Origin of the sequence: Brucella grignonensis (assembly GCF_002252505.1) — a bacterium.
Lineage (GTDB): Bacteria > Pseudomonadota > Alphaproteobacteria > Rhizobiales > Rhizobiaceae > Brucella > Brucella grignonensis.
In genome coordinates, this window is the sequence record NZ_NNRL01000164.1 from 277401 (window position 1) to 303193 (window position 25793).

Here is a 25793-nt window from a genome sequence, read left to right on the forward strand (position 1 = left end):
GCCCGGCTTTTATCGTTATGAGACACGGCTCACGCAGGACGAATGAGCACGTGGCGCTTTTTGCCGAGCGATACCTTGATAACGCCTTGTTCGTTAAGAGCCGACGCGTTGATCGTCAGACGCGGATCGGTAACAGGCTCATCATTGATGCGAACCGCACCGCCTTCGATGTGACGGCGTGCTTCGCCGTTGGTGGCGCAGAGTTCTGCGAGCACCATCAGCGCCAGAACACCGATTCCATCATTGAGTGTCGCCTTGTGCACGCCAACCGTTGGCAGGTTCTGCGATAGCTCACCTTCTTCAAAGGTTTTGCGCGCAGTTTCCGCAGCTTCTTCGGCGGCATCACGGCCATGCAGGATAGCAGTAATCTCGGTTGCGAGGATTTTCTTCGCTTCGTTGATTTCGGAGCCGTCGAGTGCTGCGAGCTTTGCAATCTCATCCATTGGCAGCGTGGTGTAGAGCTTCAGGAAGCGTTCTACGTCAGCATCTTCCGTGTTACGCCAGTACTGCCAGAAGTCATAGGCGCTCAGCATATCGGCATTCAGCCAGATCGCGCCACCCAGCGACTTGCCCATCTTCTGACCGGAAGCCGTGGTGAGCAGAGGCGAGGTGAGGGCGTAAAGCTGCGGCGTGCCCATACGGTGACCGAGATCTATACCGTTGATGATATTGCCCCACTGATCCGAACCACCCATCTGCAGGCGCACGCCGTAGCGCTTGTTGAGTTCAACAAAGTCATAGGCCTGAAGGATCATGTAGTTGAATTCGAGGAACGACAGCGACTGCTCGCGGTCAAGGCGCGTCTTTACCGAATCAAACGACAACATGCGATTGACCGAGAAGTGGCGACCGACATCACGCAGGAATTCGAGGTAGTTGATGTTACGCAGCCAGTCGGCATTGTTGACCATCATGGCATCGGTCGGGCCATCACCGAAGGTCAGGTAATTCGCGAAAACGCGTTTGATACCGGCAATGTTCTCGGCAATCGTGTCTTCGGTCATCAGCTTGCGCGCTTCATCCTTGAAGGATGGATCGCCAACCATGCCTGTGCCACCACCCATAAGGGCTACAGCGCGATGACCGGTCTGCTGGAACCAGTGCAACATCATGATCTGGATCAGGCCACCGGCATGAAGGCTTGGTGCTGTAGGATCGAAGCCAATATAGGCCGTCACGGTTTCCTTGGCCAACAATTCGTCGAGGCCGCTTTCATCGGAAATCTGATGAATAAAGCCGCGCTCGGAAAGCGTGCGAAGAAAATCGGATTTAAAACCGGACATGCCCTTTTCCTGACTGATTAGGCGAGAATGGAAACAACAGTAATCAAGTGCTTACCGCCTTATGATATTTTGCCTTTAGCATCATTCAAGCGGGAATAACAAGGAAAGTCCGGTATGGCCGATTTGAAACGCGCAATAGGGCTGATGAGTGGTACTTCGATGGATGGTATCGATATTGCGCTTGTGACCACCGATGGCGAACATTGGGTTGAGCGCGGCCCTTCAAGTGCTGTGTCTTATTCAGATGGATTTCGTGCGCGGTTGAAGGCGGCACTTGTTGACGCGCGCAGTATCACCGATCGCAATGAGCGCCCCGGCATTCTCAAACAACTCGAGCATGACCAGACATTACTGCATGCTGTCGCCATTCAGGATTTTCTGCATGAGTATGCATTGCAGCCCGAGGAAATCGATGTAATCGGCTTCCATGGGCAAACCGTGTTGCACCGACCGCGGGAAGCTCTGACTGTTCAGATTGGCGATGGACCACTCCTGGCTGCCGAAACAGGTATTCCTGTTGTTTATGATATGCGTGCTGAAGATATGCGGCATGGCGGCGAAGGTGCGCCGCTGATTCCCGCTTATCACGCAGCGCTTGCAGCCAATCTTCCGTTTGGTCTCGAGGGACCTGTCGTCTTCGTCAATATCGGCGGAATTTCCAATCTGACCTATGTGGACAAAGGTGATGTGCTGATCGCTTACGATAGTGGACCGGGCAATATGTTGATCGATCAATGGATGGAGTTGCACGGGCAGGGCAGCTTTGACCCGGGCGGCATTACAGCCATGAGTGGTAGCGTCGACGATGTTCTGGCCGCTCGATATCTCGATCATGAATTTTTCAAAGGAAATCATCGCCGGTCGCTGGATCGCGGCGATTTTATTGTGCTTGCAAAAGACGAGGCCTCCGTCGAGACAGGAGCCCGTACGCTTGCTTATGTCAGTGCTGCTGCAATCTTGCGTTCGGCATCACATTTGCCGTCACGGCCACGTACTTATGTTGTGAGTGGCGGCGGACGTAAGAACGGAGCGATCATGACAGAACTGAGCGCACTTGCCGAGCGCGAAGGCGCACGCGTGCTTGATGCAGATAATGCAGGTTTTGATGGTGATGCAATGGAAGCAGAAGCCTGGGGCTATCTCGCCGTACGTTCGCTACGCGGTTTGCCACTAACCTATCCAACGACAACTGGTTGCGATAAACCCGTTTCAGGTGGTGTTTTGGCGTCCGTAGACAAATAAAAAATCCGGCGAGACAGCTCGCCGGATTTTGTTTTTTAGCGTATTAGCGCAGGCGCTTGGGACGAACTTCCACCAGTTCGCCAGCAAGACGACGATCCAGATATTCAGAGCATTCTTCGATGAGCAGATCGCTTTGGCCTGAGAAGAAGTGGTTCGCGCCAGCAAGCGTGTTCTGGGTAATGGTGATACCCTTCTGCGTCTTGAGCTTATCCACCAGCCCCTGAACATCCTTTGGCGGTGCTACCTTGTCCTGATCGCCGTGGATGATCAGACCAGAGGATGGGCAAGGCGCCAGGAACGAGAAGTCATACGTGTTTGGCTGCGGTGCGACCGAGATAAATCCTTCGATTTCCGGACGGCGCATCAGAAGCTGCATGCCAATCCACGAACCGAAAGAATAACCGGCGACCCAGCAATTCTTGGAATCGGGGTGCAGCGCCTGTACCCAGTCGAGTGCGCTTGCTGCGTCCGACAACTCACCTGCACCATGATCGAATTCGCCCTGGCTACGTCCGATACCGCGGAAGTTGAAGCGAAGTGTCGTAAAACCGCGCTGCTGGAACATGTAGAACAGATCATAGACGATCTTGTTGTTCATGGTTCCTCCGAACTGCGGATGCGGATGCAGGATCAGGGCGATAGGCGCATTCTTTTCCCGGGAAGGCTGATAGCGGCCTTCGAGGCGTCCGGCAGGGCCGTTAAAAATGACTTCAGGCATGTGTACTCCGCTTGTGATCGGAAGATCGGCTTCAGGGTGGCAAACTTGACGTAGGAGTGCGCCGCTTCTAGAACCGATTTGAAATTTCGTTAGACTGAACCAAAGTTCAGTACCTAATGTGGCTTAATAGGCTTTTCCTGATTGAAAATTCAAGAAAATTGCGCGCGAACTGCGTGCGAATAGCATGCTAAGCCACTTTAAGATGTTGCTTAGGAGATAGTATCGGTGATCGGAACCGGCAAGAGGCTCTATCTGGACTATAATGCCAGTGCGCCTTTACTTGATGAAGCGCGCAATGCGGTCATCGAGGCATTGGGCATTCCTGGCAATCCGTCATCTGTGCATCGTGAAGGCCGGGCCGCACGTGGGCTTGTTGAAGCTGCGCGCCGCAGTGTTGCTGCGCTGGTCAATGCCAAGTCTGATCATGTTTTCTTCACGTCAGGCGCCACCGAAGCTGCATCGACGTTGTTGACACCTCATTACATGATGGGCCGCGCGCCGGTGCGTCTGTCGCATCTTTATGTGAGTGCGACAGAGCACCCATGCATACTTGCCGGCGGACAATTTCCAGCTGAAAATATCACCATACTTGCTGTTGATGAAAACGGCATCCTGAAGCTGGACGCCCTGCAACAGGTATTGGAAGCGCATGATAAGAGCGCAGGCTTGCCGCTCGTTGCCGTTCAAGTTGCAAATAACGAGACCGGCGTTATTCAGCCTGTTCGCGAAATCGCGACACTGGTCAAAGCCGCAGGCGGAATTTTCGTCGTTGATGCAGTGCAGGCTGCTGGACGTATTAAATTAGATATTACAGATAATTGCGGAGATTATCTGATAATTTCCTCACATAAGATCGGCGGCCCCAAAGGCGTCGGCGCTGTGATCGCGATCTCCGATCTCATGATGCCAAAGGCGCTGGTTCGTGGCGGCGGTCAGGAAAAGGGACATCGTGCGGGCACAGAAGCGCTCCCTCTCATTGCTGGCTTTGGGGCTGCTGCAGATATTGCAGCCACGCGACTGAACGGCAATGGCTGGTCATTCGAAGCACGTGACAGGCTTGAAGCGGGGCTCATGGATATCGCGCCGAGTGCCACGATCCACGGCAATTCCGTTGATCGTCTGCCGAACACGACGTTTTTCTCGCTGGACGGTCAAAAGGCTGAAACTGTTCAGATCGCATTCGACCTTGGTGGAATCGCGCTTTCTGCCGGATCTGCATGTTCTTCCGGCAAGGTTGGTCCGAGCCATGTATTGGCTGCGATGGGGCATGAAGATGGTCCGGGCGCGATCCGCGTTTCGCTTGAACCGAATGTTTCAATAGAATCTGTCGACCAGTTTCTTGATGTTCTGCGCAAAATTGTTGCCCGTCACGAGCGCTCAAAGGCCGGTTAAACGCCTAATCGGGCTTGTCGTCGTAAATTATTCTTGAATTTTACCCGCAAATTTAAAGCCGGGCTTGAAATTAAGTTTAGAAGGGTTTTAAAGAAGCGTCACGCACACTATATTGCGGCGAGGATAGCGACTATCATCGCCCTGACGTTTGCAACTGTCGGACCTTGAATCTGACGAGGATGGAGAACGCCAATGCCTGCAGTGCAGGAGACCATTGATCAGGTTCGCGGCTTGGACGTGGACCAGTATAAATACGGCTTCGAAACAACCATCGAAGCTGAAAAGGCCCCAAAAGGCCTTAACGAAGATATCATTCGCTTCATTTCCGCCAAGAAAGATGAGCCGGAATGGATGCTTGAGTGGCGTCTGAAGGCCTATGAGCGCTGGCTCACCATGGAAGAGCCATCATGGGCGCGCGTGGATTATCCAAAGATCGATTTCCAGGATGCGTATTATTACGCGGCCCCTAAGAATCAGACCGGCCCTAAGTCGCTGGATGAAGTCGATCCGGAATTGCTTCGCACCTACGAGAAGCTCGGTATTCCTCTGCGCGAGCAGGAAATCCTTGCGGGCGTTCGCAAACAGGGCGACCCAAGCGAAATCGACGGCAATCCATCGGACAATGTCTATGCATCTGGCCGCGTGGCTGTTGATGCGGTGTTCGACAGTGTTTCGGTTGTCACGACGTTTAAGGCAGAGCTTGCCAAAGCGGGCGTGATTTTCTGCTCGATCTCGGAAGCCATTCGTGAGCATCCTGAACTGGTTCAGAAGTATCTGGCTTCTGTCGTTCCCGTTTCGGACAACTATTATGCGACGTTGAACTCGGCTGTCTTCACGGATGGTTCGTTCGTCTACGTGCCGAAGGGCGTTCGCTGCCCGATGGAGCTTTCGACCTATTTCCGTATTAATGAGAAGAATACGGGCCAGTTCGAACGCACGCTGATCATCGCGGAAGAAGGCGCTTACGTCTCCTATCTCGAAGGCTGCACCGCACCACAGCGCGACGAAAACCAGCTCCACGCAGCAGTCGTTGAACTGATCGCGCTCGATAATGCCGAGATCAAGTATTCGACTGTTCAGAACTGGTATCCGGGCGATAGCAGCGGTAAGGGCGGCATCTATAACTTCGTCACCAAGCGTGGCGATTGCCGTGGCGACAATTCCAAGATTTCGTGGACGCAGGTCGAAACCGGCTCCGCAATCACCTGGAAATACCCATCTTGCATTCTGCGTGGCGATAATTCGCGTGGCGAGTTTTACTCGATTGCCGTTTCCAACGGCTATCAGCAGATCGACAGCGGCACCAAGATGATCCACCTCGGCAAGAACACGTCGAGCCGCATCATCTCCAAGGGTATTTCGGCAGGCAATTCCAACAATACCTATCGCGGACAGGTTTCAGCCCATCGTAAGGCTGAAAATGCCCGTAACTTCACCCAGTGCGACTCGCTCCTGATCGGCAATGATTGCGGTGCGCATACTGTGCCTTATATCGAGGCGAAAAATGCCACAGCACAGTTTGAGCACGAGGCAACCACCTCCAAGATTTCCGAAGACCAGCTGTTCTACGTTATGCAGCGCGGTATTCCGGAAGAGGAGGCAATCGCCCTCATCGTCAATGGTTTTGTGAAGGAAGTTATTCAGGAACTGCCAATGGAATTCGCCGTCGAGGCGCAGAAGTTGATTGGCATTTCGCTTGAAGGCAGCGTCGGTTAATCCGGCGCGCTTTACTGCCTTACCACATCCGATTTTCTGGCCAGCCCTTTAACTGGCATAAGCAGCTCTTCGTGAGGCTGCGCTGAGAGACAAGGTTTACACCCATGCTTGAGATCAAGAACCTTCATGCAAAGATCGCTGACACGGATACAGAAATCATCCGTGGTCTGAACCTGACCGTAAACAAGGGCGAAGTCGCCGCCATTATGGGCCCGAACGGCTCGGGCAAGTCGACGTTGTCCTATATCCTCGCAGGTCGCGATGATTATGAAGTGACCGAAGGCGACATTCTTTACAACGGCGAGTCGATCCTTGAGCTCGACCCAGCCGAACGTGCTGCCAAGGGCATCTTCCTTGCGTTCCAGTATCCGATGGAAATTCCAGGCGTTGCTACGATGGAGTTCCTCAAGGTTGCGATGAACAGCCAGCGCAAGGCGCGTGGCGAAGCTGAGCTCAAGATCCCTGAATTCATCAAGCGCGTCAAAGACGTTGCTGGTGGCCTCAACATCGACATGAATATGCTCAAGCGTCCACTGAATGTTGGTTTCTCGGGCGGTGAAAAGAAGCGCGCAGAAATCCTGCAGATGCAGCTTCTCGAACCAAGCCTTTGCGTACTCGACGAAACCGATTCCGGCCTCGACATCGATGCGCTGAAGATCGTCTCGGATGGTGTGAATGCACTCCGTTCGCCTGACCGTGCCGTGATCGTGATTACGCACTATCAGCGCTTGCTCGAATATATCGTGCCGGACAGCGTTCATGTTCTTTACAAGGGACAGGTCATCAAGTCGGGCGACAAGAATCTTGCTCTTCATCTTGAAGAAAATGGTTATGCCGACGTAATCGGCGAAGTTGCCTGAGGAGGGATGGATCATGAATATCCAGACCGCTCCAACTGCAAAGCCAAAGACGTCGGCGGAAAGCGCGCTGATCGATAGCTTCGCCACCCGTATGGGCGAATTGCCGGGCAATGGTGATGTCGTTGTCGCTCGCGACAACGCGTTGGAATCGCTGAAAGTGCATGGTCTTCCGTCTCGCCGTATCGAAAGCTGGCATTACACGGATTTTCGTACGCTTCTCAAAGGCGTTGCTGACTTCAATTCGGCTGCAGGAACCAATGCGCTTCCAGCGCTGCTCGCAGGCTCATCAATCATTGCCGCAAGCAATGGTGTAGCACTCGACGCAAAGGCTCCGGAAGGTGTGGCCCTGACTGCTGTGCGCGATGCGCTTGCTGATGGATCGCTTGTTCCACAGCTTACCGTTCGCGGCACCGATGATACGATCGGCCAGATCAATGCTGCCTATGTCAGCGATGGCTGGGCTGTTTCGATTGCCGATGACACGGAGCTTGAAGCGCCGCTGGAACTGCAGAACATCCAGACGACCGGGCAGGGCCATACGCGCTTCCCAGTCGAAATTGGTTCAAACGTCAAGGCAACGATCATTGAGCGTCAGTCGGGTGGTGAAGGCGATGCTTTCTCGACCTCTGTCAGCCATGTGACTGTCGGTGACGGCGCTGATGTTATCTGGGTTATCCTGCGTGATTTCGGTCAGGCAACACAGCTTGCCCAGTTTAACGCAACCATTGGCGCAGGATCGAAGCTTACGCTTTACATCGTCAATGCTGGTGGCAAACTGGTTCGCCAGGAAGTGCATCTGACAGTGGCGGGTGAAGATTCGGATTTCGAACTTCGAGGCCTCAACCTTCTGGCGGACGATTCTCACACCGACATCACCATGACGGTGGCGCATCAGGTCGAAAATACACGTTCGACACAGATCATTCGTAACGTGGTCAAGGATCGCGCACGCGGCGTTTTCCAGGGCATGATCCGTGTTGCACAGATCGCTCAGAAAACCGATGCGCGCATGGCCTGCAACACGTTGCTGCTGTCTGATGATGGCGAGTTTGATGCGAAACCAGAGCTGGAAATTTTTGCGGATGACGTGGCTTGCGGCCATGGTGCGACGGTTACAGAGCTTTCCAAAGACTATCTCTTCTATCTGATGGCACGCGGTGTTCCTGAAAACGAAGCCCGCGGCCTGTTGATCAAAGCATTCATCGCTGAGATCATTGAAGAGCTGGAAAACGAAGCTCTCGTCGAGGCACTGGAAGATGTGCTTTCGAACTGGCTTTCAGCCCACGCTTGAATAAATAAGGCGGAGTGGATTGTTCACTCCGCCTTTTCTGCCTGAATGGTAGAAGGAACGATCATGGATCAGAAGAATCCGCTTGTAGCGGCCTATGATGTCGAAGCGATCCGCAGAGACTTCCCCATCCTGTCACGACAGGTTCATGGCAAGCCGCTCGTTTATCTCGATAATGGCGCGTCTGCGCAAAAGCCGCAAAGTGTCATCGACGCGATTACCCACGCATATTCAAATGAATATGCGAATGTGCATCGCGGTCTGCATTTTCTCTCCAATGCCGCCACAGACGCTTACGAAAAATCACGCGAAACAGTCCGCCGTTTTCTGAATGCGGGTTCGGTAGACGAAATCGTCTTCACGAAGAACGCGACTGAGGCGATCAACACGGTCGCTTACGGTTATGGCATGCCAAATATCGGCGAGGGTGATGAAATCCTCCTGTCGATTATGGAGCATCACTCCAATATCGTACCTTGGCATTTCATCCGTGAACGGCAGGGCGCAAAGCTTGTCTTCACACCCGTTGATGACGAAGGCGTGTTCCATATCGAGGAATTCGAAAAGCGTCTGACCGAGCGCACGAAGCTTGTCGCAATCACCCATATGTCCAATGCGCTTGGCACGGTCACGCCGATCAAGAAGATCGTCGAACTGGCCCATGCGCGCGGTATTCCTGTACTGGTCGATGGCAGCCAGGGTGCAGTTCATTTGCCGGTCGATGTGCAGGATCTGGGCTGCGACTGGTATGTCTTTACCGGTCATAAGGTCTATGGTCCGTCCGGCATCGGCGTCCTTTATGGTCGCACTGAAATGCTCGAAAAGATGCGTCCGTTTCAGGGTGGTGGAGAAATGATCGAGGAAGTGACGGAAGAAAACGTCACTTACAATCATCCGCCGCATCGTTTTGAGGCTGGCACACCGCCAATTGTTCAGGCGATTGGGCTTGGTGCAGCCCTCGAATATATGGAGAAGGTCGGCCGTCATGCGATCCTCGCTCACGAGGAAGACCTGCGTGACTATGCGCATGAGCAGCTGGGTAAGATCAATAGCTTGCGCATTTACGGCAACGCTCCAAACAAGGGGGCGATCATTTCGTTTGCGTTGGAAGGCATCCACGCGCATGACGTGTCGATGGTCATTGACCGGGCAGGAGTTGCAGTGCGTGCAGGCACGCATTGCGCACAACCGCTCTTGAAACGCTTTGGTGTCACCTCTACATGCCGTGCATCCTTCGGGATGTATAACACCCGTGCTGAAGTCGACGCGCTGGCAGAAGCCTTGGAAAAGGCAAGGAAGTTTTTCGGATGACCGAGATCGAACAAAAAGTTCAGGAACAGACTGAAATCACGACGGACGATACGCTCGCATCGGCAGATGGAAAGTCTGTGTTTTCCGCTTCTGCTATTCCGCAGGACGAGCTGCTCCGGCTGACCGATGATATCATCGGGGCGTTGAAGACGGTTTATGACCCTGAAATTCCAGCGGATATTTACGAGCTTGGTCTGATCTATAAGATCGATATCGAAGATGACCGCACTGTCAAAATCGAAATGACGCTGACTGCCCCTGGATGCCCTGTCGCCGGCGAAATGCCGGGCTGGGTTGAGAATGCTGTCGGTGCAGTTGAAGGCGTTTCGATGGTTGAAGTCACCATGACGTTCGATCCACCGTGGTCGGCTGATCGTATGTCAGAAGAAGCGCAGGTTGCTGTCGGCTGGTACTAAGAAATTAAAAGCCCCGCAAAATGCGGGGCTTTTGTTTGGTCAGAAGCCTGTCGTGTTTGCGTAGTGCAGGGAGTTCTTTCCGATACATCCCTGTACGAGGCCAACCAGCCCGCCCAACGCCGTTGCCGATGATACAAGCCCCTGGCCGCCTCTGAAGGGTATGGACAGAACTGCGCCCACAAACTTGAGTGCACGGCCAGCGATTTTTACAGGCAGCTTTTTCAATGTCTTGTTCGGGTTTTCGCGATACCGAGCACCGAATTCCGTGATGTTGTGATCGCGATTGCGGCGATAGTGATAACGCAGCGTCAGGCGGGATGAGGGCACTGTTTCATAGACGATGGCATCACAGGCCCAGCCAGTTCTTGCGCCCAGCGATTTTGCCTTAGCCCAAAGATTCCAGTCTTCGCCACCTGTCAGGCCGAAGTGGGAATCGAACCGCAATCCTGTATTGCGGAAAAACTCCAGCTTTCCCATCCAGCTGCCTGTGGCAACTTTGATGGAATCGCCACGGCCTAACTGACATTTACGACGACATTTTCTTTCGGATTTGTAGCCGCTACGCTCTATACCTGACCAAACCAGCTTCTGCAGAAAGGTGAGCTTTTCATCAAAGGGCTTTGGCCTTACAGGCGAGCCGATGATGTCGAGATCAAGACGATCCCGCTCAGCGAGCAGAGTTATAAGCCAGTCAGGCTCGACAAATTCGTCATCGTCCACATAGACAAGAAAATCGAAACCATGTTCGATTGCGTGGTTAAGCGCACGATTACGCGCTGACGAAATACCCAAGACGCCTTCGATAATGTAATCGATCTGGTCCTCACGCATCTGCGCACGGAAACCTTCGACAGTTTCATCGAGCGTCGGAGAGGAGTTATTTTCAACGATAAGGAATGTAACGGATGCGTTGTCTGGCTTCTTTATTGAAGCGAGTGATGAAAAAAGATTGCAGAGCATTTTCGGTCTGCTGCGAGTGACGACGGAAATACATATACGCCGCTGTTGCATGATGTACTAAGCCAATAATGGTTTATTTGTGATATTATGCATGCTTATTATGTCTTTATTATGAATAAAATGATTACGAAATAATAATATTAGAACTTGGAACAAGGGAGAGAACCCTTGTTCTTGTAGATCGATCAAATTTAGAAGGAAATAAAGTAAAGCGCTTGGTGCTATGCGCTAGTGGTGCCCCCAGAGAGACTCGAACTCCCGACCCCCTGATTACAAATCAGGTGCTCTACCAACTGAGCTATAAGGGCAGCACAGGCGTGGAATTAGCATAATTCTCAGCCGTGTAAAGCGAAAATTCACATTAGGTGGGTGATGGTAAGCAAGTTTTGCTTATGATAGCCATCAAGCCTGTGGAAATTGCACGAGTGGATTGAATTTGACGTTGGAATCCCGGCTGACATACATGCTGTTTCAAACGTCAAATTTGGTAAATTCACTCGATTCATAACGTTACTCGTGGTCTTTCGATTCTGACATTTGCTGAAAGCCTATATTGAGGGGACGCAAATATCGGGATCAGAACCCAAGCTGGCGCATTGGAATGGAAGATATGGACGATAAATCCCTGGCGCTTCACTTTCTCTCATCGGGAACAGAAGAATCACTTGCGGCTCAGAAAGAGCTGGTGAAACGTTACGGGCATGTTGCGGCCGAAGATGCAGATACAGTTGTGGCTCTCGGCGGCGATGGCACCATGCTGCAGGCTTTGCGTGACTTTATGAACACCGGCATACCCGTATACGGCATGAACCGCGGCTCGGTCGGGTTTCTCATGAATGAGTTCAGCGTGGAAGATTTGCCTGCACGCATTCATGCGGCGCAGAAAGAGACAATCCGCCCGCTGGAAATGATCGCGGAAACCGAACATGCGCCGCCGTTCAAGGCGCTCGCAATCAACGAAGTATCGCTATTTAGACAATCCTATCAGGCAGCCAAGATTCGCATCACCATTGACGGCAAGGTGCGGCTTGAGGAGCTGGTTTGCGATGGGGTCATGGTTGCAACGCCTGCGGGTTCAACTGCCTATAATCTGTCGGCACAGGGACCAATTCTACCACTCGAGGCTCCGCTGCTGGCTCTTACACCCGTAAGCCCATTCCGGCCAAGGCGCTGGGGCGGGGCGTTGTTGCCGAAACATGTAACCGTACGAATGGAGCTGCTGGAAACAGAAAAGCGGCCGGTTAATGCCGTTGCTGACAATAACGAAGTCAAGTCAGTAAGGTCAGTCACCGTCCGTGAAGACCCGGACAGCCAGGTTGCCATCTTGTTTGATCAAAATCATTCTTGGGATGAACGAATTCTAACAGAACAATTTAGACATTAGTTGGCTACGATTTTAGTAAAATCACGCATTAGTGTGGAGTGAAACATAATAAAATACAAATAAATAAGCGTTTTTATATTCTGATGCGGTATTTTAGTTGACTTTTGCACGCTGTGGACGTAGGCGATGCTGCAAGAAGACGCTAATTGCGTTGCAGACGCCTTTTCTGCCTTGGTTCCTGCGCCGGTTGACGCGGCTGCAATGACAGGATGGGTGGAATTCATTTCCAAAAAGAGAGCTGCGCCTCCATTGACGACATTTGCCGAACTCGGTCTTTCCCCGAAAGTGCTCGCTGCTGTTGAAGCTGCGGGATACACCGCGCCTACACCAATTCAGGCTGGTGCTATTCCACCTGCACTGGAGCGTCGAGATGTTCTTGGCATCGCTCAGACTGGCACGGGCAAGACTGCGTCTTTCGTTTTGCCGATGCTCCATCTTCTTGAAAAGGGCCGGGCACGTGCTCGTATGCCGCGCACGCTCATTCTTGAGCCGACACGCGAGCTGGCAGCACAGGTTGAAGAAAACTTTGTGAAGTATGGCGTCAATCAGCGTCTCAACGTGGCATTGCTGATTGGCGGTGTTTCGTTTGAAGAGCAGGAGCGCAAGCTTGAGCGCGGTGCGGATGTGCTCATTGCGACGCCCGGTCGTCTTCTCGATCATTTCGAGCGCGGTAAGCTCCTTCTGACCGGCGTTGAAATTCTCGTGATCGATGAAGCTGATCGCATGCTCGACATGGGATTCATTCCCGACATCGAGCGTATTTGCAAGCTGATCCCGTTCACCCGTCAGACCCTGTTTTTCTCGGCGACGATGCCACCGGAAATTACCAAGCTGACCGAACAGTTCTTGCATTCGCCGACACGTATTGAAGTAGCGAAGGCATCCTCGACTGCAAAGACCGTTACACAGCGTCTGGTAAAGTCGGGCAAGAAGGATTGGGACAAGCGCGCAGCGCTGCGTGATCTGATCCGTGCTGAAGGTGATACGCTCAAGAATGCTATCATTTTCTGCAACCGCAAGAAGGACGTATCCGAGCTTTTCCGCTCATTGGTGCGTCATGAATTCGATGCCGGCGCGTTGCATGGCGATATGGACCAGCGCGCGCGCATGACGATGCTGGCCAATTTCAAAGATGGCAAGTTGCGTCTTCTGGTTGCTTCCGATGTTGCAGCGCGCGGCCTTGACATTCCTGATGTCAGTCATGTGTTCAACTACGATATTCCAATCCATTCGGAAGACTATGTGCACCGTATCGGTCGTACCGGTCGTGCTGGACGTTCCGGTAAGGCGTTTACGCTTGTTACGTCTTCGGACACGAAATATCTGGCGGCGATCGAGTCCATGATTGGCGAAAAGATTGAATGGCTTGATGGCGATCTCTCAACCTTGCCAGCGTCCGACGAATCTGAAGATACGTCACGTAAGGGCAAGAATGCTCGCGGCAAAGGTAAAGATGCCAAGGGTAGATCAAAAGATAAGCAGAAGGTCGAGACACCTGTGATTGTTCAGGCAGATGAGCCGCAGCCGGTAATCAGTGAAATCAAAGAACGTCGCGATGCGATCCGCACGTCAAATGACGAGCGTCGTAACAAGCCACAGCACGACAACCACAAGCGTCGTCGTGATCGCGACGATGATGATGGTCCGGTTCCAGTTGGTTTCGGCAATGACATTCCAGCATTCATGCTGATCCCGACCGGGATTTAAGTTTAGGTTGTTGCGAATTGAAAACGCCGGTCTGGTTCAATCAGACCGGCGTTTTATGTTTTTGATACGGATAGTAGAGAAGAACGAGCTGTTGGAGCGCATCCCGAAAAGTGTGAAACGGTTTTCGGAAAAGATGCGCGTAAAAACAAATGATTAGAGAGCCGATCTGATCCAATCAGATCGAAACGCGCGCCGGAGCTCCTCCTACGACTTCCCTTTAGGCGCAGCCCTGAGACTCGCCGCGAATGCCAGTCGCGCCCAATCAGTCATGATTTCGGGATCGTCATAAGCCTCGTCTGGCACACTCCAGTAAGGCATGGCAACAGGCTTGCCACTCTTCCGACCATCGTAAGTCCATTGTCTGGACCCAGCTTCAATGAAGGCGGGTGCTGTTTGCACATCGGCTTTCAGCAACAGCTCGTCCTGAACAACGAGCGCTATAATCAATCCCTGATGGTAAATACCTTTGCCGCCAAACATGCGACGAATACTGATCGCTCCTAATCCTTCAAACAAATCACGTAAGGATTGGTCGTCCATTTTGGGAACCCGGGTATTTAAGCGGCGCCCTGCATCAGGCGCAGGCTTTCTGGGGAGGCTGCAGTTAGCTCAACAGATTCACCACAACCACAAGCCGATGTCTGATTTGGATTATTGAATACAAATCCGGTGCGCAGTGTTGTGACTTCGAAGTCCATCTGCGTGCCAAGCAGGAACAGCACAGCCTCAGGCGCGATATAGACCTTTGCGCCATCTTTTTCGACGGAATCATCACCGGCTTTCGGCTCAGTGACGAGATCAATCGTATATTCCATGCCAGCGCAGCCGCCTTTTTTGACGCCAACGCGAATACCAACAGCACCGTCACGCGACGCCATGATTTCACTAACGCGAGCGGCTGCTGCATCGGTAAGCGTCAAAACTGAGAAACGGCCCATTTTTCATCTCTTCCGGTGTTATACTGGTCTGCAACTGGAGAATCATCCAGTCTGCTCGAAGCAATACGCTTTTCTGCGAGGTTGCCACGTTTTCACTATAGTTAGTGTTGTAACATCATTACTGCAAGACACCAAATCGGGAGCACGGCCATAACGGGCGTGCGTGCTTTGGCGGGCTGCAAACAAAGAATTGCTGGAAGAGGAGAAGCGAATGTCGATTGAGCGTATGAAGCCTTTGATACTTGCTGGGGTCGCGGGCGTTTTCAGCACCCTGGTTCTGATGTCCGGTGCGCAAGCCCAGGAAGCGCCCAAGAAAGCTGCTCCGGCCCAAGCCCAAACTCAAGCACAGAAACAGGAAAAGCCCGTCGAGGAAACCAAGCCGTCCGAGCAAACTCAGGATGCTGGTGATGGCGTAACTGTTCCTGATTACCGCGATGACCGCTCGACTCCGCAAGCGCTAATGGAATCCTATTACAATGCGATCAATCGCAAAGAATATGCTCGCGCTTACAGTTATTATTCGGAAGAGGGGCGGGAGCCCGATTTCAAGACATTTGCCAAGGGGTATGAGGGCACCAAGAGCGTAAAGGTTGCGGTCCGGAAAGTCGACCCAGATCCGGGCGCGGGGCAAATCTATTGGAGCCTTCCGATTGCTATCGAATCCGAAGGCGATGATGGTAAGAAACAAGTGTTTACGGGCTGTTATACGATACGCCTCACCAATCCCGGTATGCAGGAAGAACCACCTTATAAGCCAATGCAGATTATGACGGGTTCATTGACCAAGTCACCGCTGGCCATTGAAGAAAGCGTGCCGGAAAGCTGCGAGGCACCGTAACGAAATTCATGCTTGACCTTACCACGATGGGAAGCTGCACATTGGTATCAGCTAAAACATCTGAGTCAGACGAGCGAAGTTATTCTGGCCTGAGGTGAATGCTTGAGAATAACCAGATAGAGCGGTTCTGTATCCAATCCCAAGGGAACTGCTCGTGAGCAAGGAGTGAGTTGAATGGTAACTTTTTCTGTACCGAAGATGAAATGCGGTGGTTGCGCCGATAGTGTTACAAGCGCTCTGCGCGAGCTCGATGAAAAGGCTATTGTTAATATTGATCTTGATAAGAAAGAGGTCGAGTTTGATGGTAGCGCATCGCGGGATCAAGCGCTCAATGCTCTGTCTGCTGCCGGTTATCCTGCAACGGTCGCGCAATAATGTGATCATTGTTGCGCGCGTTGTGATGACGCGCCGCTTGTAAGATATCTGACCAAAGCATAATTGCCGGGCTGAAATGCCCGGCAATTTTTGTTCGGTTTCATAGGAGGGCAGATCGCGGCGACCAAGTGTTGCAGTCAGGTCTGCAAATGTTGTGTTCGGCAAATCTTGTGCTCGATTGACTGGAAGGCCGATTTTTGCCACATCAACGGCAAATCTCGTTTATGGTGTCCCATAAAGATAGTGAGCCGCGATTGTCACGGATTTGCCGAATGATCCGGGCTCTGTTCGAAATGGGTGCCAGAAGGCACAATCATCGCGTGATCGCGATATAGAAGGATATAGGGCATGGCTATGGCAGCCGATTTCCAGGATCTTCGCACGAAGATGGTCGATAATCAGATCCGTACCACGGATGTAACGGACCTCAGGGTCATCGATGCTTTTCTGACTGTTGCACGCGAAGCTTTTGTTCCGGCAAACCGTCAGGTGCTTGCTTATATCGATGAAGACCAGCTTCTTGAAAGCGAGGGCCCTGCGCCGCGCTACCTGATGGAGCCATCGCCTTTTGCAAAGCTCGTGCAGCTCGCAAAAGTAAACAAGGACGATGTCGTTCTGGATGTTGGTTGCGGCACCGGCTACTCGTCTGCAATCTTTTCTGAGCTGGCTGGATCGGTCATTGGTCTCGAAAGTGATTCCGCTTTGTTGGCCGTTGCGACGGCTCGTTTGCAGGAACTTGGCCATGACAATGTTGTGATCGTTTCAGGCGATTTGAATACAGGTTATCCTTCTGAAGCGCCTTACGACGTGATTTTCATCGAAGGTGCAGTTGATTTTGTGCCGGAAGTACTTTTCAATCAGCTTAAAGAAGGTGGCCGTCTGGTTGTCGTCGAAGGGCGTGGAAATGCCGGAGTTGCGCGACTTTATGTGAAAGAAAGCGGTGTCGCTTCGGGCCGCAGCGTTTTCAATACAGCAGTTCGTCCGCTTCCTGGTTTTGAGCGTATTGAGCAGTTCGAGTTTTGATCCAGCGCGTGGGGCAATTCTGCAACGATGCAGAAATTGTTTGTGAAAGCACTGGCGGGAAAGATGGAAATAGCGGAATTTACACGTTATTAAGTCTTCCCGAACCGATCGGTTCGATTATAGATTCGTTTGTTCTGATATGAGGTATACGGTGTTCAAAGCGTGCAAAGGACTTATGGCGGCGGCAATACTCCTGTCTGGCACCGTTTTATCGGGACAGGCCGCTTTGTCAGAGACGCTGAATGGCGCTCTCATGAAAGCCTATAAGAACAACGCAACCCTGAACTCATCGCGGGCAGGTGTGCGCATTCAGGACGAAAACGTTGCGATTGCAAAATCTAACTACCGTCCTCAGGTGACAGGTTCTTATAATATCGGTCGCGGTAAGACGCCAACAGCTGGCACGCGCACGACCGGGACTTACGGTATTGAGCTTAATCAGATGCTGTTCGATGGTTTTCAGACCAAGAACAATGTCGCCGCAGCTGAAACTACTGTGTTTGCGCAGCGCGAAAACCTCCGCAACGACGAGCAGAACACACTCTTGGAAGCTGTTCAGGCTTATATGAATGTGTACCAGCTTCGCCAGGTCGCAGTGCTTCGCGAAAAGAACCTTGCTGCGATGAACGAGCAGGTCCGTGCTTCGCGTGCACGTCTTGATGTTGGTGAAGGCACACGTACTGATGTTGCCCAGTCAGAATCGCAGCGTTCAACAGCGATTGCGGAGCTCAATTCGGCTCGCGCCAACGTGAAGTCTGCCGAAGCGACTTATGTTCAGGTCATCGGATCGCAGCCAGATCGTCTTGCCGCCGCACCTGCCGCCAAGAACTTGCCCCGGTCTCCAGATGTTGCCTATGCAAACGCTGTTACCGTGCACCCGGGTATCCTGGCTACCCAGTATGCAGTTAACGCGCAGGGTTACAACGTCAAGGCCAAGGAAGGCGCGTTGCTGCCGACCGTTGGTCTGACCGCCAGCGCGAGCCATCTCGACACTTATGCTGGCACGAACGCTGGCGATGGCAACTCGGCTTCGGTCGGTGTTGGTGTAAGTATCCCGATCTATACCGGCGGTCGTACATCGGCACAGATACGTCAGGCCAAAGAACAGCTTGGTCAGGCACGTATCGAAGTCGATATTATTCAGGACAGGGTGCGTCAGGCAATCAGCTCGGCTTGGTCACAGCTTGAAGCAGCTCGTGCGTCCGTCAAGGCAAACCGCGACGGTATTGCGGCAGCTCAGCTGGCTCTCGATGGTGTTATCGAAGAGCGTAAAGTTGGACAGCGAACCACGCTTGATGTGTTGAATGCGCAGAATGCGCTTGTCACGGTGCAGATCGCACTTGTTCAGGCAGAGCATGACTCGATTGTTGCAAGCTATGCACTTCTGAATGCAAGCGGTCGCATGACAGCGCAGGATATGCAGCTGCAGGTTGCTCAGTATAAGCCTGAAGAACATTACAATGCTGTGAAGGATAAGTGGTTCGGCCTGCGTACGCCAGATGGCCGCTAAGCTCTAAGCATATGAGATAAAGGAACGGCGCCATCGGCGCCGTTTTTGTCTGATTCTCGCTGTGTCAGAGAATTCTTAATAAAATGATAAAGCTGTGGGTTCGGATTTCATGTGCCTGTGGAGGGATTCTCAAATCGCCGCAGGTCCGGTACCCTTAATCCATTGATTCTCTGCCTGTGTGAGTAATTGGCAATAAGGGAAAGACGGACAGCTATGGCACAAACATCCAGCGCAGCACGCGAACCGTCAATGGAAGAGATACTCGCTTCCATTCGTCGGATTATCGAAGATAGCGATGTTTCGCGTCATCCGATGCCTGCTGCGTCCGCATTTCCAGCACGTGGTGAAGTCGCCAAGTTTCGTAAGCCTGTTACAGTGCAGGAAACCCAGCCTGAGGCAGAAGATAAATCTGCCCCCAAGAGCGATGTCTTCTTAGATGAGCCCGTATTGCGTGGCCCGCTTTCAGAAGCTGCTTCTACTGTGACCGTTGTTGATGAAGCTCCTGAAGCGGATGAGGACGATGACGATTTCATTCTCGACGCACAGAATGATGATCATCGCAGTGAAGTCGCAGAGACCAATGCCGAAGTTGAAGTCACTCAATCTTTGGAAGAGCAGATTGCCGTTGAGCTTGATGCTTCACAACCTTCTGAGCCGGAAGCTGAAGCAGCACCTGTTGCTGCAACTCAACCTGCCGACTTGAAAGCGCAGGGTGCAGCACATATTTTGTCAGAGGGCACCGAACGGAAAGTTGCCGCTGCGTTTCAGGATCTGAACCATGCGGTTCACTCGGAACCACGCCGTTCTTTCGATGAAATCGCTTCTGACCTTTTGCGCCCGATGTTGCAGAGCTGGCTTGATAACAATCTGCCGCCTCTTGTTGAGCGGCTCGTTCGCGAAGAAATCGAACGCGTGGTGCGAGGCGAACGTTAAGAATGTCTTCCAGAAATGGGAGCCGCCTTTCATAGGGAGATCAGTTCACTGGACTGATTTCTGATCCTGCTTCGATGGGATAAAGACATGCGAAAAACACTGATCTAAAGCAAGATGCGCTTTAGGGTCTGTGGGGAATTAGGTTTTGGGCGTGGCGTGAGACGGATTTTGTTTCTGAACAGGAGAACAGGACGCGGTGGAGTGTATCTCCACGAGGACTGTTCGACACATTCAGAGAGAAAATCCGCCACGTCCTAAAGGGATATGGTGAAAATGGCCCAGCTTCGCGTCGCAAAACCTCGATGGAGAACCACTCCACCTTCGGCTTTGCTCCTAAACCCGTGCTATTTTCATCCATACCACGCTTCAAAACTAATTCCCCGCAGACCCTAGATCAGGTTCGCGCCAGATTGGACCTCATGACCCGTCTGTCTCGCAGGCGGGTTTTAACTTTTAGGGTGATTTGTAGGCTGTTAATTGCTATTGAGCCGTCAATCAATTCATTCCGCATAAAGACCGGACGTTTCCATGCTTGAGAAGACTTATGACGCCACGGCTGTAGAGCCGAAAATCGCTGAACGCTGGGAAGAAGCCGGCGCATTCAAGGCGGGTGCAGGCTCAAAGCCTGGCGCCGATCCCTTTGCCGTGGTTATTCCTCCGCCGAATGTGACGGGGTCGCTGCACATGGGGCACGCGCTTAACAACACGATTCAGGACATCATGGTCCGTTTCGAGCGCATGCGCGGCAAGAATGTTCTCTGGCAGCCTGGCATGGATCATGCGGGCATTGCCACGCAGATGGTCGTTGAGCGCCAGCTTGCTGAACGCCAGGAACCAAACCGCCACGCCATGGGCCGCGAGAAATTTATTGAGCGTATCTGGCAGTGGAAGTCTGAATCAGGTGGAATGATCTCCAATCAGCTCCGTCGTCTTGGTGCATCATGCGATTGGTCGCGTGAACGCTTTACGATGGATGAGGGGCTGTCGCGCGCTGTTCTTGAAGTCTTTGTCTCGCTTTATAAGCAAGGACTGATGTATCGCGACAAGCGTCTCGTGAACTGGGACCCGAAGCTTCTGACTGCGATTTCCGACATTGAAGTCGAATCGCGTGAAAGCAAGGGTCACCTCTGGCATCTGCGTTATCCGCTGGAGAACATTCCGTTCGATCCAGAAAATCCGCACACTTTCATCGTTGTTGCAACGACGCGTCCTGAAACCATGTTTGGTGACACGGGTGTTGCCGTTAACCCGAACGATGAGCGTTATCATGCGTCGGTCGGCAACAATATCGTTCTGCCGCTTGTTGGACGCCGCATCCCGATTGTTGCGGACGATTATGCTGATCCGGAAGCTGGTTCTGGTGCTGTCAAGATCACGCCTGCGCACGACTTCAACGATTTTGAAGTCGGTAAACGTAACAATCTTCGTGCTGTCAACATTCTGACGCCATCGGCGGCGATTACGCTCAAGGACAATGTTGATTTCCTCGAAGGTCTGGAACTGACACCCGATCTCATCGCGCTTATCAAAGAGTTTGAAGGGCTTGATCGCTTTGCTGCACGCAAGCGCCTTGTCGAAATGCTTGATGAGCAGGGCTATCTGGAGAAGATCGAAGATCACACGCACGCCGTCCCGCACGGCGACCGTGGTGGCGTGCCAATCGAGCCTTATCTGACTGATCAGTGGTATGTAAACGCAGCCGAACTCGCAAAGCCAGCTATGGCTGCAGTTCGCGATGGCCGCACACAGATCGTACCGAAGAACTGGGAAAAAACCTACTTTGACTGGATGGAAAACATTCAGCCGTGGTGTGTTTCCCGTCAGCTGTGGTGGGGTCATCAGATCCCGGCATGGTATGGACCGGATGGTCATTGCTTTGTCGAAAAGAGCGAAGAGGAAGCGAAAGCTGCCGCACGTACTCACTACGGCGAAGAGGTTGCTCTGGAACGTGACACCGACGTTCTGGACACGTGGTTCTCGTCAGGCCTGTGGCCGTTCTCAACACTCGGCTGGCCTGACAAGACGCCGGAACTCGCGACTTATTATCCGACCAGTGTTCTGGTAACCGGTTTCGACATCCTGTTCTTCTGGGTTGCCCGCATGATGATGATGGGCATGCATTTCATGGAAGAGATTCCGTTCCATACAGTTTATCTCCATGCACTCGTACGCGACAAGCACGGTGCCAAGATGTCGAAATCCAAGGGCAACGTCATTGACCCGCTTGAGCTGATGGATGAATACGGTGCGGATGCGCTGCGCTTCACTCTTGCCATCATGGCTGCCCAGGGGCGCGACGTTAAGCTTGATCCGGCGCGTATTGCTGGCTATCGCAACTTCGGCACCAAGCTGTGGAATGCGACTCGTTTTGCCCAGATGAATGGTGTGAAGCTCGATCCGAATTTCAAACCAGATGACGCAAAACTCGCTGTCAACCGCTGGATTCTGACAGAACTGACGAAGGCCACGCGTGCTGTAACCGATGGCATCGCGAACTATCGCTTCAACGAAGCGGCAGGTGCAGCCTATCGTTTCGTCTGGAACCAGTTCTGCGATTGGTATCTGGAACTGCTCAAGCCAATCTTCATGGGCGATGACGAAGCAGCAAAGGCTGAAGCACAGGCAACGGCCGCTTACTGTCTGGATGAGATCTACAAGATCCTGCATCCGTTCATGCCGTTCATGACCGAAGAACTCTGGACCTTGACCGCAGGCGAGGGCACCAAGCGTAAAACGGTTCTCGCCCTGGCAGACTGGCCCGAGCTGTCGTTTGAAGACGAAAAATCGGCTACTGACATCAACTGGCTGGTTGATCTTGTCATGGGCATTCGTTCTGTCCGTGCGGAGATGAACGTTCCAGCGGGCGCTGTAGCTCCAATCGTCGTGCTTGAGGCAAATGCTGCAACCATCGACCGCTTTGCGCGTCACGATGCTGCAATCAAGCGTCTGGCACGTGTGGAATCTGTTTCCTTTGAACAGGAAGCACCAAAGGGTTCAGCCCAATTGGTGCATGGCGAAGCCACAATCTGTCTTCCTTTGGGTAGCCTGATCGACCTGAAGGCCGAAGCCGCTCGCATGGCCAAAGAAGCGGGTAAGATTGCAGCGGAAATGGAAAAGATCGAGAAGAAGCTCTCGAACGAAAAGTTCGTAGCGAACGCAAAAGAAGAGGTCGTTCAGGCGGAGCGTGAGCGTCTGGCGGAATTGAAAGATGCGGCTGCACGTGTTGCAACCGCAGAAGCCCGAATCCGAGAAGCAGGCTGATTGCGCCCGTCAGATCCAACCGCATTCCGAATCATTGGCCCGGCAGCTTCAAGTTGCCGGGCTTTTGCGTTCCCTAGGATTGAAATTTAGTGTTTCAAGGCATTCTGAAGTTAATCGAACCACCGTTTCGATTGTTTTTTAGGTCTGTTGCGCTTTAGCAACAAGGCTCGAATTGGGTCAAAAAGTGGCAAAATTTGGCGGTTTTGGCGTCAAATACGCCTTGAAAATTAGAAGAATTCGTAAATGGCAACCCGATTTTACGCTTTTCGTCAAAACACGTCTTCGCTACTTGCTGTTCTCCCAATTTATGCATCTTGCAGGCTGAATCCTTCCTGATTTACGTTTGCGTCAAAGTAAATTGCTGGTGTTCATTGGATTCTGTTTGGGAGGACATTTTATGAAGCTGCAGCGCATGAAAGCTGTCGGGATCGTAGCGGGTCTGTTGGGGAGTGCCGTTGGCGCACATGCAGGCGGCTTTGAACGTAGTTCGCAGGATTTTGACATTCTGTTTGAGCAGGGCACCGTGATCGATACAACAGGCACGTTTGTGGCCCCGCAGCGTAAGCTGAAGAATATTCGCGGGCCGATCGGAACTGCGACCGGTGGTATCAACCCTATAACAAGGCAGCCTTATTCCACAGAAGTGGATGAAGCAAAGAGCTATTGGGTTCCGAAATTTTCCGCCAAGGTTGATCTTACGGATGATTTGGCTTGTGCGGCGCAGTACCGCCAGCCTTGGGGTATCCACACAGATGTCGGCACCGACAATATCCGCATGTTTACTGCGATCGAGCAGAAAATCTCATCCAACGATTACGGCTTGAACTGTTCTTATCGTTTCAATGCGGGTGAAAAGGGCTATTTCCGCCTTCTTGGCGGTGTCAGCTATCAGGAACTGAAGGGCGAACAGACCCGTATGATTCCACCGGGTTCTGCATTTCGCGGTTCGTTCCGTATCGCTTCGCTTGACGTTGAAGACAAGGCCTTTGGCTGGCGTATCGGCGCTGCCTATGAGCTCCCTGAATATGCGATCCGTGCAAGCGTGGTGTACCAGTCTGAGGTCAAGTATAACCTTGAAGGCACCATCGATAATCTAGCGCTGAGCCCGATTACCGGACGTGCTCTTCCGATTAGTGTCGCCAGCGATGTCGCAACACCACAGTCGGTTGAATTTAAGTTCCAGACCGGTATTGCTCCAGATTGGCTTGCTTTTGGTTCGGTCAAGTGGACTGACTGGTCCAGCATTGAAAAAGTTGCATTCGACTCTTCTTCGAACCTCCAGCTTGCACCGGGCGTGATCATTCCTAAGGGAACGAACATTACCAACCTGAACCTCTATTATCAGGATGGCTGGACTGTTAGCGGTGGCGTTGGTCACAAGTTCAATGATCAGTGGTCGGCTGCAGCGACAGTTACCTGGGATCGTGGCACAACCACAGGTCTTACATCACAGACAGATATCTGGCTGTTTGGTCTGGGCACCAACTATAAGGCTACCGATAACTTCGAAGTTCGCCTTGCTGGTGCAGCAGGCTGGCTGACCTCGGGGGAGATGGATGATACGGTCGTCAACGGCGTATCGAATGCCACTGGTTCTAAGGGTGATTTCGGCAATGACTTCGTCGGCGCTTTGTCGCTGACGGCTAAGGTCAAGTTCTGATTGTTTAATCAGGACAACAAAAAAGCCCGGCTTCAAGCCGGGCTTTTTTGTTGAGACTTATTCTACCGCTCAAGGCGAGCAAGCAGGGAAGACGTATCCCAGCGACCGCCGCCGATTTTCTGCACTTCTTTGTAAAACTGATCAACCAAGGCGGTTACAGGCAGCACCGCACCATTACGATCGGCTTCCTCGAGACAGATACCGAGATCCTTGCGCATCCAGTCGACAGCAAAGCCAAATTCATATTTGCTTTCGTTCATGGTGCTATGCCTGTTTTCCATCTGCCAGGAACCTGCGGCACCCTTGGAGATGACACTGATCAGCTTCTCGATATCCAGGCCAGCTTTTTTACCGAAGTGGATACCTTCCGCGAGGCCCTGAACAAGACCTGCAATGCAAATCTGATTGACCATCTTGGCGAGCTGACCCGATCCGACAGGCCCCATCAACCCGACCGAACGTGCATAGGCTTCGATGATCGGCTTGGCCTTGTCAAAAACGGCATCTGACGCGCCGACCATCACGGTCAGAACGCCATTTTCTGCGCCAGCCTGGCCGCCAGACACAGGCGCATCAATGAAATGAAATCCACGCTTCTGCGCTTCTGCGTCGAGTTCACGTGCTACTTCCGCGGAAGCCGTGGTGTTGTCGATAAAAATAGCGTTCTTTTTCATTGTCGAAAAAGCGCCATCTGGACCGGTTGTCACTTCTCGCAGATCGTTGTCATTGCCAACGCAACAGAAAACGAAATCTGCATCACGTGCTGCTTCGGCAGGAGTGGTTGCATGGTTGCCGTCGAACTGTTCGGCCCATTTTACAGCTTTTGCACTCGTGCGATTATAAACTGTAACGTTGTAGCCACCTTTGGTCTTCAGATGGCCCGCCATCGGATAGCCCATCACGCCGAGGCCGAGGAAGGCCACTTTAATTGCTGTCATTGTCTAAAAACCTCCAGAGGAAACGTGTCAAAACATAGAA

22 protein-coding genes and 1 tRNA gene are annotated in these 25793 nt (G+C 52.4%); 16 read left to right on the top strand and 7 right to left on the bottom strand.

Annotation, left to right across the window (positions count from 1 at the left end; genetic code table 11):
• Positions 1–29 precede the first annotated feature (29 nt).
• On the bottom strand, positions 30–1283 hold the full coding sequence (tyrS, locus tag CEV33_RS19220) for a tyrosine--tRNA ligase (RefSeq protein ID WP_094541989.1): 1254 nt from the start codon (positions 1281–1283) through the stop codon (positions 30–32).
• Positions 1284–1397: 114 nt separating this feature from the next.
• Between tyrS and CEV33_RS19225 the strand changes: the two genes are divergently transcribed.
• Complete coding sequence (locus CEV33_RS19225; RefSeq protein WP_094541990.1) at positions 1398–2525, top strand: anhydro-N-acetylmuramic acid kinase; 1128 nt, start codon at positions 1398–1400, stop codon at positions 2523–2525.
• 43 nt (positions 2526–2568) lie between these two features.
• On the opposite strand, the gene CEV33_RS19230 is transcribed toward CEV33_RS19225, so the two are convergent.
• Positions 2569–3243, bottom strand: a complete 675-nt coding sequence (locus CEV33_RS19230; protein WP_024896636.1) for an alpha/beta hydrolase — start codon at positions 3241–3243, stop codon at positions 2569–2571.
• A gap of 225 nt (positions 3244–3468) precedes the next feature.
• Here CEV33_RS19230 and CEV33_RS19235 point away from each other — a divergent pair, with 225 nt between their 5' ends.
• The 6 genes from CEV33_RS19235 to CEV33_RS19260 all read left to right on the top strand — a co-directional run bounded on the left by CEV33_RS19235 (position 3469) and on the right by CEV33_RS19260 (position 10226).
• Positions 3469–4635, top strand: a complete 1167-nt coding sequence (locus CEV33_RS19235) for a cysteine desulfurase family protein (RefSeq protein ID WP_094541991.1) — start codon at positions 3469–3471, stop codon at positions 4633–4635.
• 192 nt (positions 4636–4827) lie between these two features.
• Positions 4828–6351 carry a Fe-S cluster assembly protein SufB gene (gene sufB / locus CEV33_RS19240; protein WP_094541992.1) on the top strand — a complete coding sequence of 508 codons (1524 nt, stop codon included), beginning with the start codon at positions 4828–4830 and terminating at the stop codon, positions 6349–6351.
• Between the two features lie 104 nt (positions 6352–6455).
• Entirely contained in the window at positions 6456–7211 is a 756-nt protein-coding gene (gene sufC / locus CEV33_RS19245; RefSeq protein ID WP_024896639.1) for a Fe-S cluster assembly ATPase SufC, read from the top strand.
• Positions 7212–7224: 13 nt separating this feature from the next.
• On the top strand, positions 7225–8502 hold the full coding sequence (gene sufD, locus CEV33_RS19250; RefSeq protein ID WP_094541993.1) for a Fe-S cluster assembly protein SufD: 1278 nt from the start codon (positions 7225–7227) through the stop codon (positions 8500–8502).
• A 63-nt stretch (positions 8503–8565) separates the two neighbouring features.
• The gene (locus tag CEV33_RS19255) at positions 8566–9810 is read left to right on the top strand and encodes a cysteine desulfurase (RefSeq protein ID WP_094542088.1); all 1245 of its coding nucleotides are present in this window, start codon (positions 8566–8568) and stop codon (positions 9808–9810) included.
• Positions 9807–10226 (top strand): SUF system Fe-S cluster assembly protein, encoded by a 420-nt coding sequence (locus tag CEV33_RS19260; protein WP_094541994.1) that lies wholly within the window; start codon positions 9807–9809, stop codon positions 10224–10226. The genes CEV33_RS19255 and CEV33_RS19260 overlap by 4 nt, the downstream gene beginning before the upstream one ends.
• 39 nt (positions 10227–10265) lie before the next feature.
• Here CEV33_RS19260 and CEV33_RS19265 read toward each other — a convergent pair whose 3' ends face one another.
• Both CEV33_RS19265 and CEV33_RS19270 read right to left on the bottom strand, forming a co-directional pair.
• Entirely contained in the window at positions 10266–11237 is a 972-nt protein-coding gene (locus CEV33_RS19265; protein ID WP_094541995.1) for a glycosyltransferase family 2 protein, read from the bottom strand.
• A gap of 181 nt (positions 11238–11418) precedes the next feature.
• Positions 11419–11494: transfer RNA gene (locus CEV33_RS19270), tRNA-Thr, on the bottom strand.
• A 302-nt stretch (positions 11495–11796) separates the two neighbouring features.
• On the opposite strand from CEV33_RS19270, the gene CEV33_RS19275 reads away from it, so the two are divergent.
• Both CEV33_RS19275 and CEV33_RS19280 read left to right on the top strand, forming a co-directional pair.
• Entirely contained in the window at positions 11797–12570 is a 774-nt protein-coding gene (locus tag CEV33_RS19275) for an NAD kinase (RefSeq protein ID WP_094542089.1), read from the top strand.
• A gap of 249 nt (positions 12571–12819) precedes the next feature.
• A complete protein-coding gene (locus tag CEV33_RS19280; RefSeq protein ID WP_094542090.1) occupies positions 12820–14277 on the top strand; it encodes a DEAD/DEAH box helicase in 1458 nt (485 codons plus the stop codon).
• A gap of 204 nt (positions 14278–14481) precedes the next feature.
• Here CEV33_RS19280 and CEV33_RS19285 read toward each other — a convergent pair whose 3' ends face one another.
• Positions 14482–14817 (bottom strand): TfoX/Sxy family protein, encoded by a 336-nt coding sequence (locus tag CEV33_RS19285; RefSeq protein WP_094541996.1) that lies wholly within the window; start codon positions 14815–14817, stop codon positions 14482–14484.
• A gap of 17 nt (positions 14818–14834) precedes the next feature.
• Positions 14835–15215 carry a Fe-S cluster assembly scaffold SufA gene (gene sufA, locus CEV33_RS19290; RefSeq protein ID WP_094541997.1) on the bottom strand — a complete coding sequence of 127 codons (381 nt, stop codon included), beginning with the start codon at positions 15213–15215 and terminating at the stop codon, positions 14835–14837.
• A 211-nt stretch (positions 15216–15426) separates the two neighbouring features.
• On the opposite strand from sufA, the gene CEV33_RS19295 reads away from it, so the two are divergent.
• From CEV33_RS19295 to CEV33_RS19325, 7 genes are all read left to right on the top strand, one after another.
• Positions 15427–16053, top strand: coding sequence for a Cif family virulence factor (locus tag CEV33_RS19295; protein ID WP_094541998.1), 627 nt, complete (start codon positions 15427–15429; stop codon positions 16051–16053).
• A gap of 174 nt (positions 16054–16227) precedes the next feature.
• Positions 16228–16428 carry a heavy-metal-associated domain-containing protein gene (locus CEV33_RS19300; RefSeq protein ID WP_094541999.1) on the top strand — a complete coding sequence of 67 codons (201 nt, stop codon included), beginning with the start codon at positions 16228–16230 and terminating at the stop codon, positions 16426–16428.
• A gap of 354 nt (positions 16429–16782) precedes the next feature.
• Positions 16783–17451, top strand: a complete 669-nt coding sequence (locus CEV33_RS19305; protein ID WP_094542091.1) for a protein-L-isoaspartate O-methyltransferase family protein — start codon at positions 16783–16785, stop codon at positions 17449–17451.
• 139 nt (positions 17452–17590) lie between these two features.
• Positions 17591–18961 carry a TolC family outer membrane protein gene (locus tag CEV33_RS19310; RefSeq protein WP_094542000.1) on the top strand — a complete coding sequence of 457 codons (1371 nt, stop codon included), beginning with the start codon at positions 17591–17593 and terminating at the stop codon, positions 18959–18961.
• A 213-nt stretch (positions 18962–19174) separates the two neighbouring features.
• A complete protein-coding gene (locus tag CEV33_RS19315) occupies positions 19175–19894 on the top strand; it encodes a PopZ family protein (protein WP_094542001.1) in 720 nt (239 codons plus the stop codon).
• A gap of 528 nt (positions 19895–20422) precedes the next feature.
• Positions 20423–23155: a valine--tRNA ligase gene (locus CEV33_RS19320; RefSeq protein WP_094542002.1), complete on the top strand. Its 2733-nt coding sequence runs from the start codon at positions 20423–20425 to the stop codon at positions 23153–23155.
• Positions 23156–23567: 412 nt separating this feature from the next.
• Positions 23568–24815 carry an OmpP1/FadL family transporter gene (locus tag CEV33_RS19325; RefSeq protein WP_268875817.1) on the top strand — a complete coding sequence of 416 codons (1248 nt, stop codon included), beginning with the start codon at positions 23568–23570 and terminating at the stop codon, positions 24813–24815.
• Positions 24816–24877: 62 nt separating this feature from the next.
• On the opposite strand, the gene CEV33_RS19330 is transcribed toward CEV33_RS19325, so the two are convergent.
• Positions 24878–25753, bottom strand: coding sequence for an NAD(P)-dependent oxidoreductase (locus CEV33_RS19330; protein WP_094542003.1), 876 nt, complete (start codon positions 25751–25753; stop codon positions 24878–24880).
• Positions 25754–25793 lie beyond the last annotated feature (40 nt).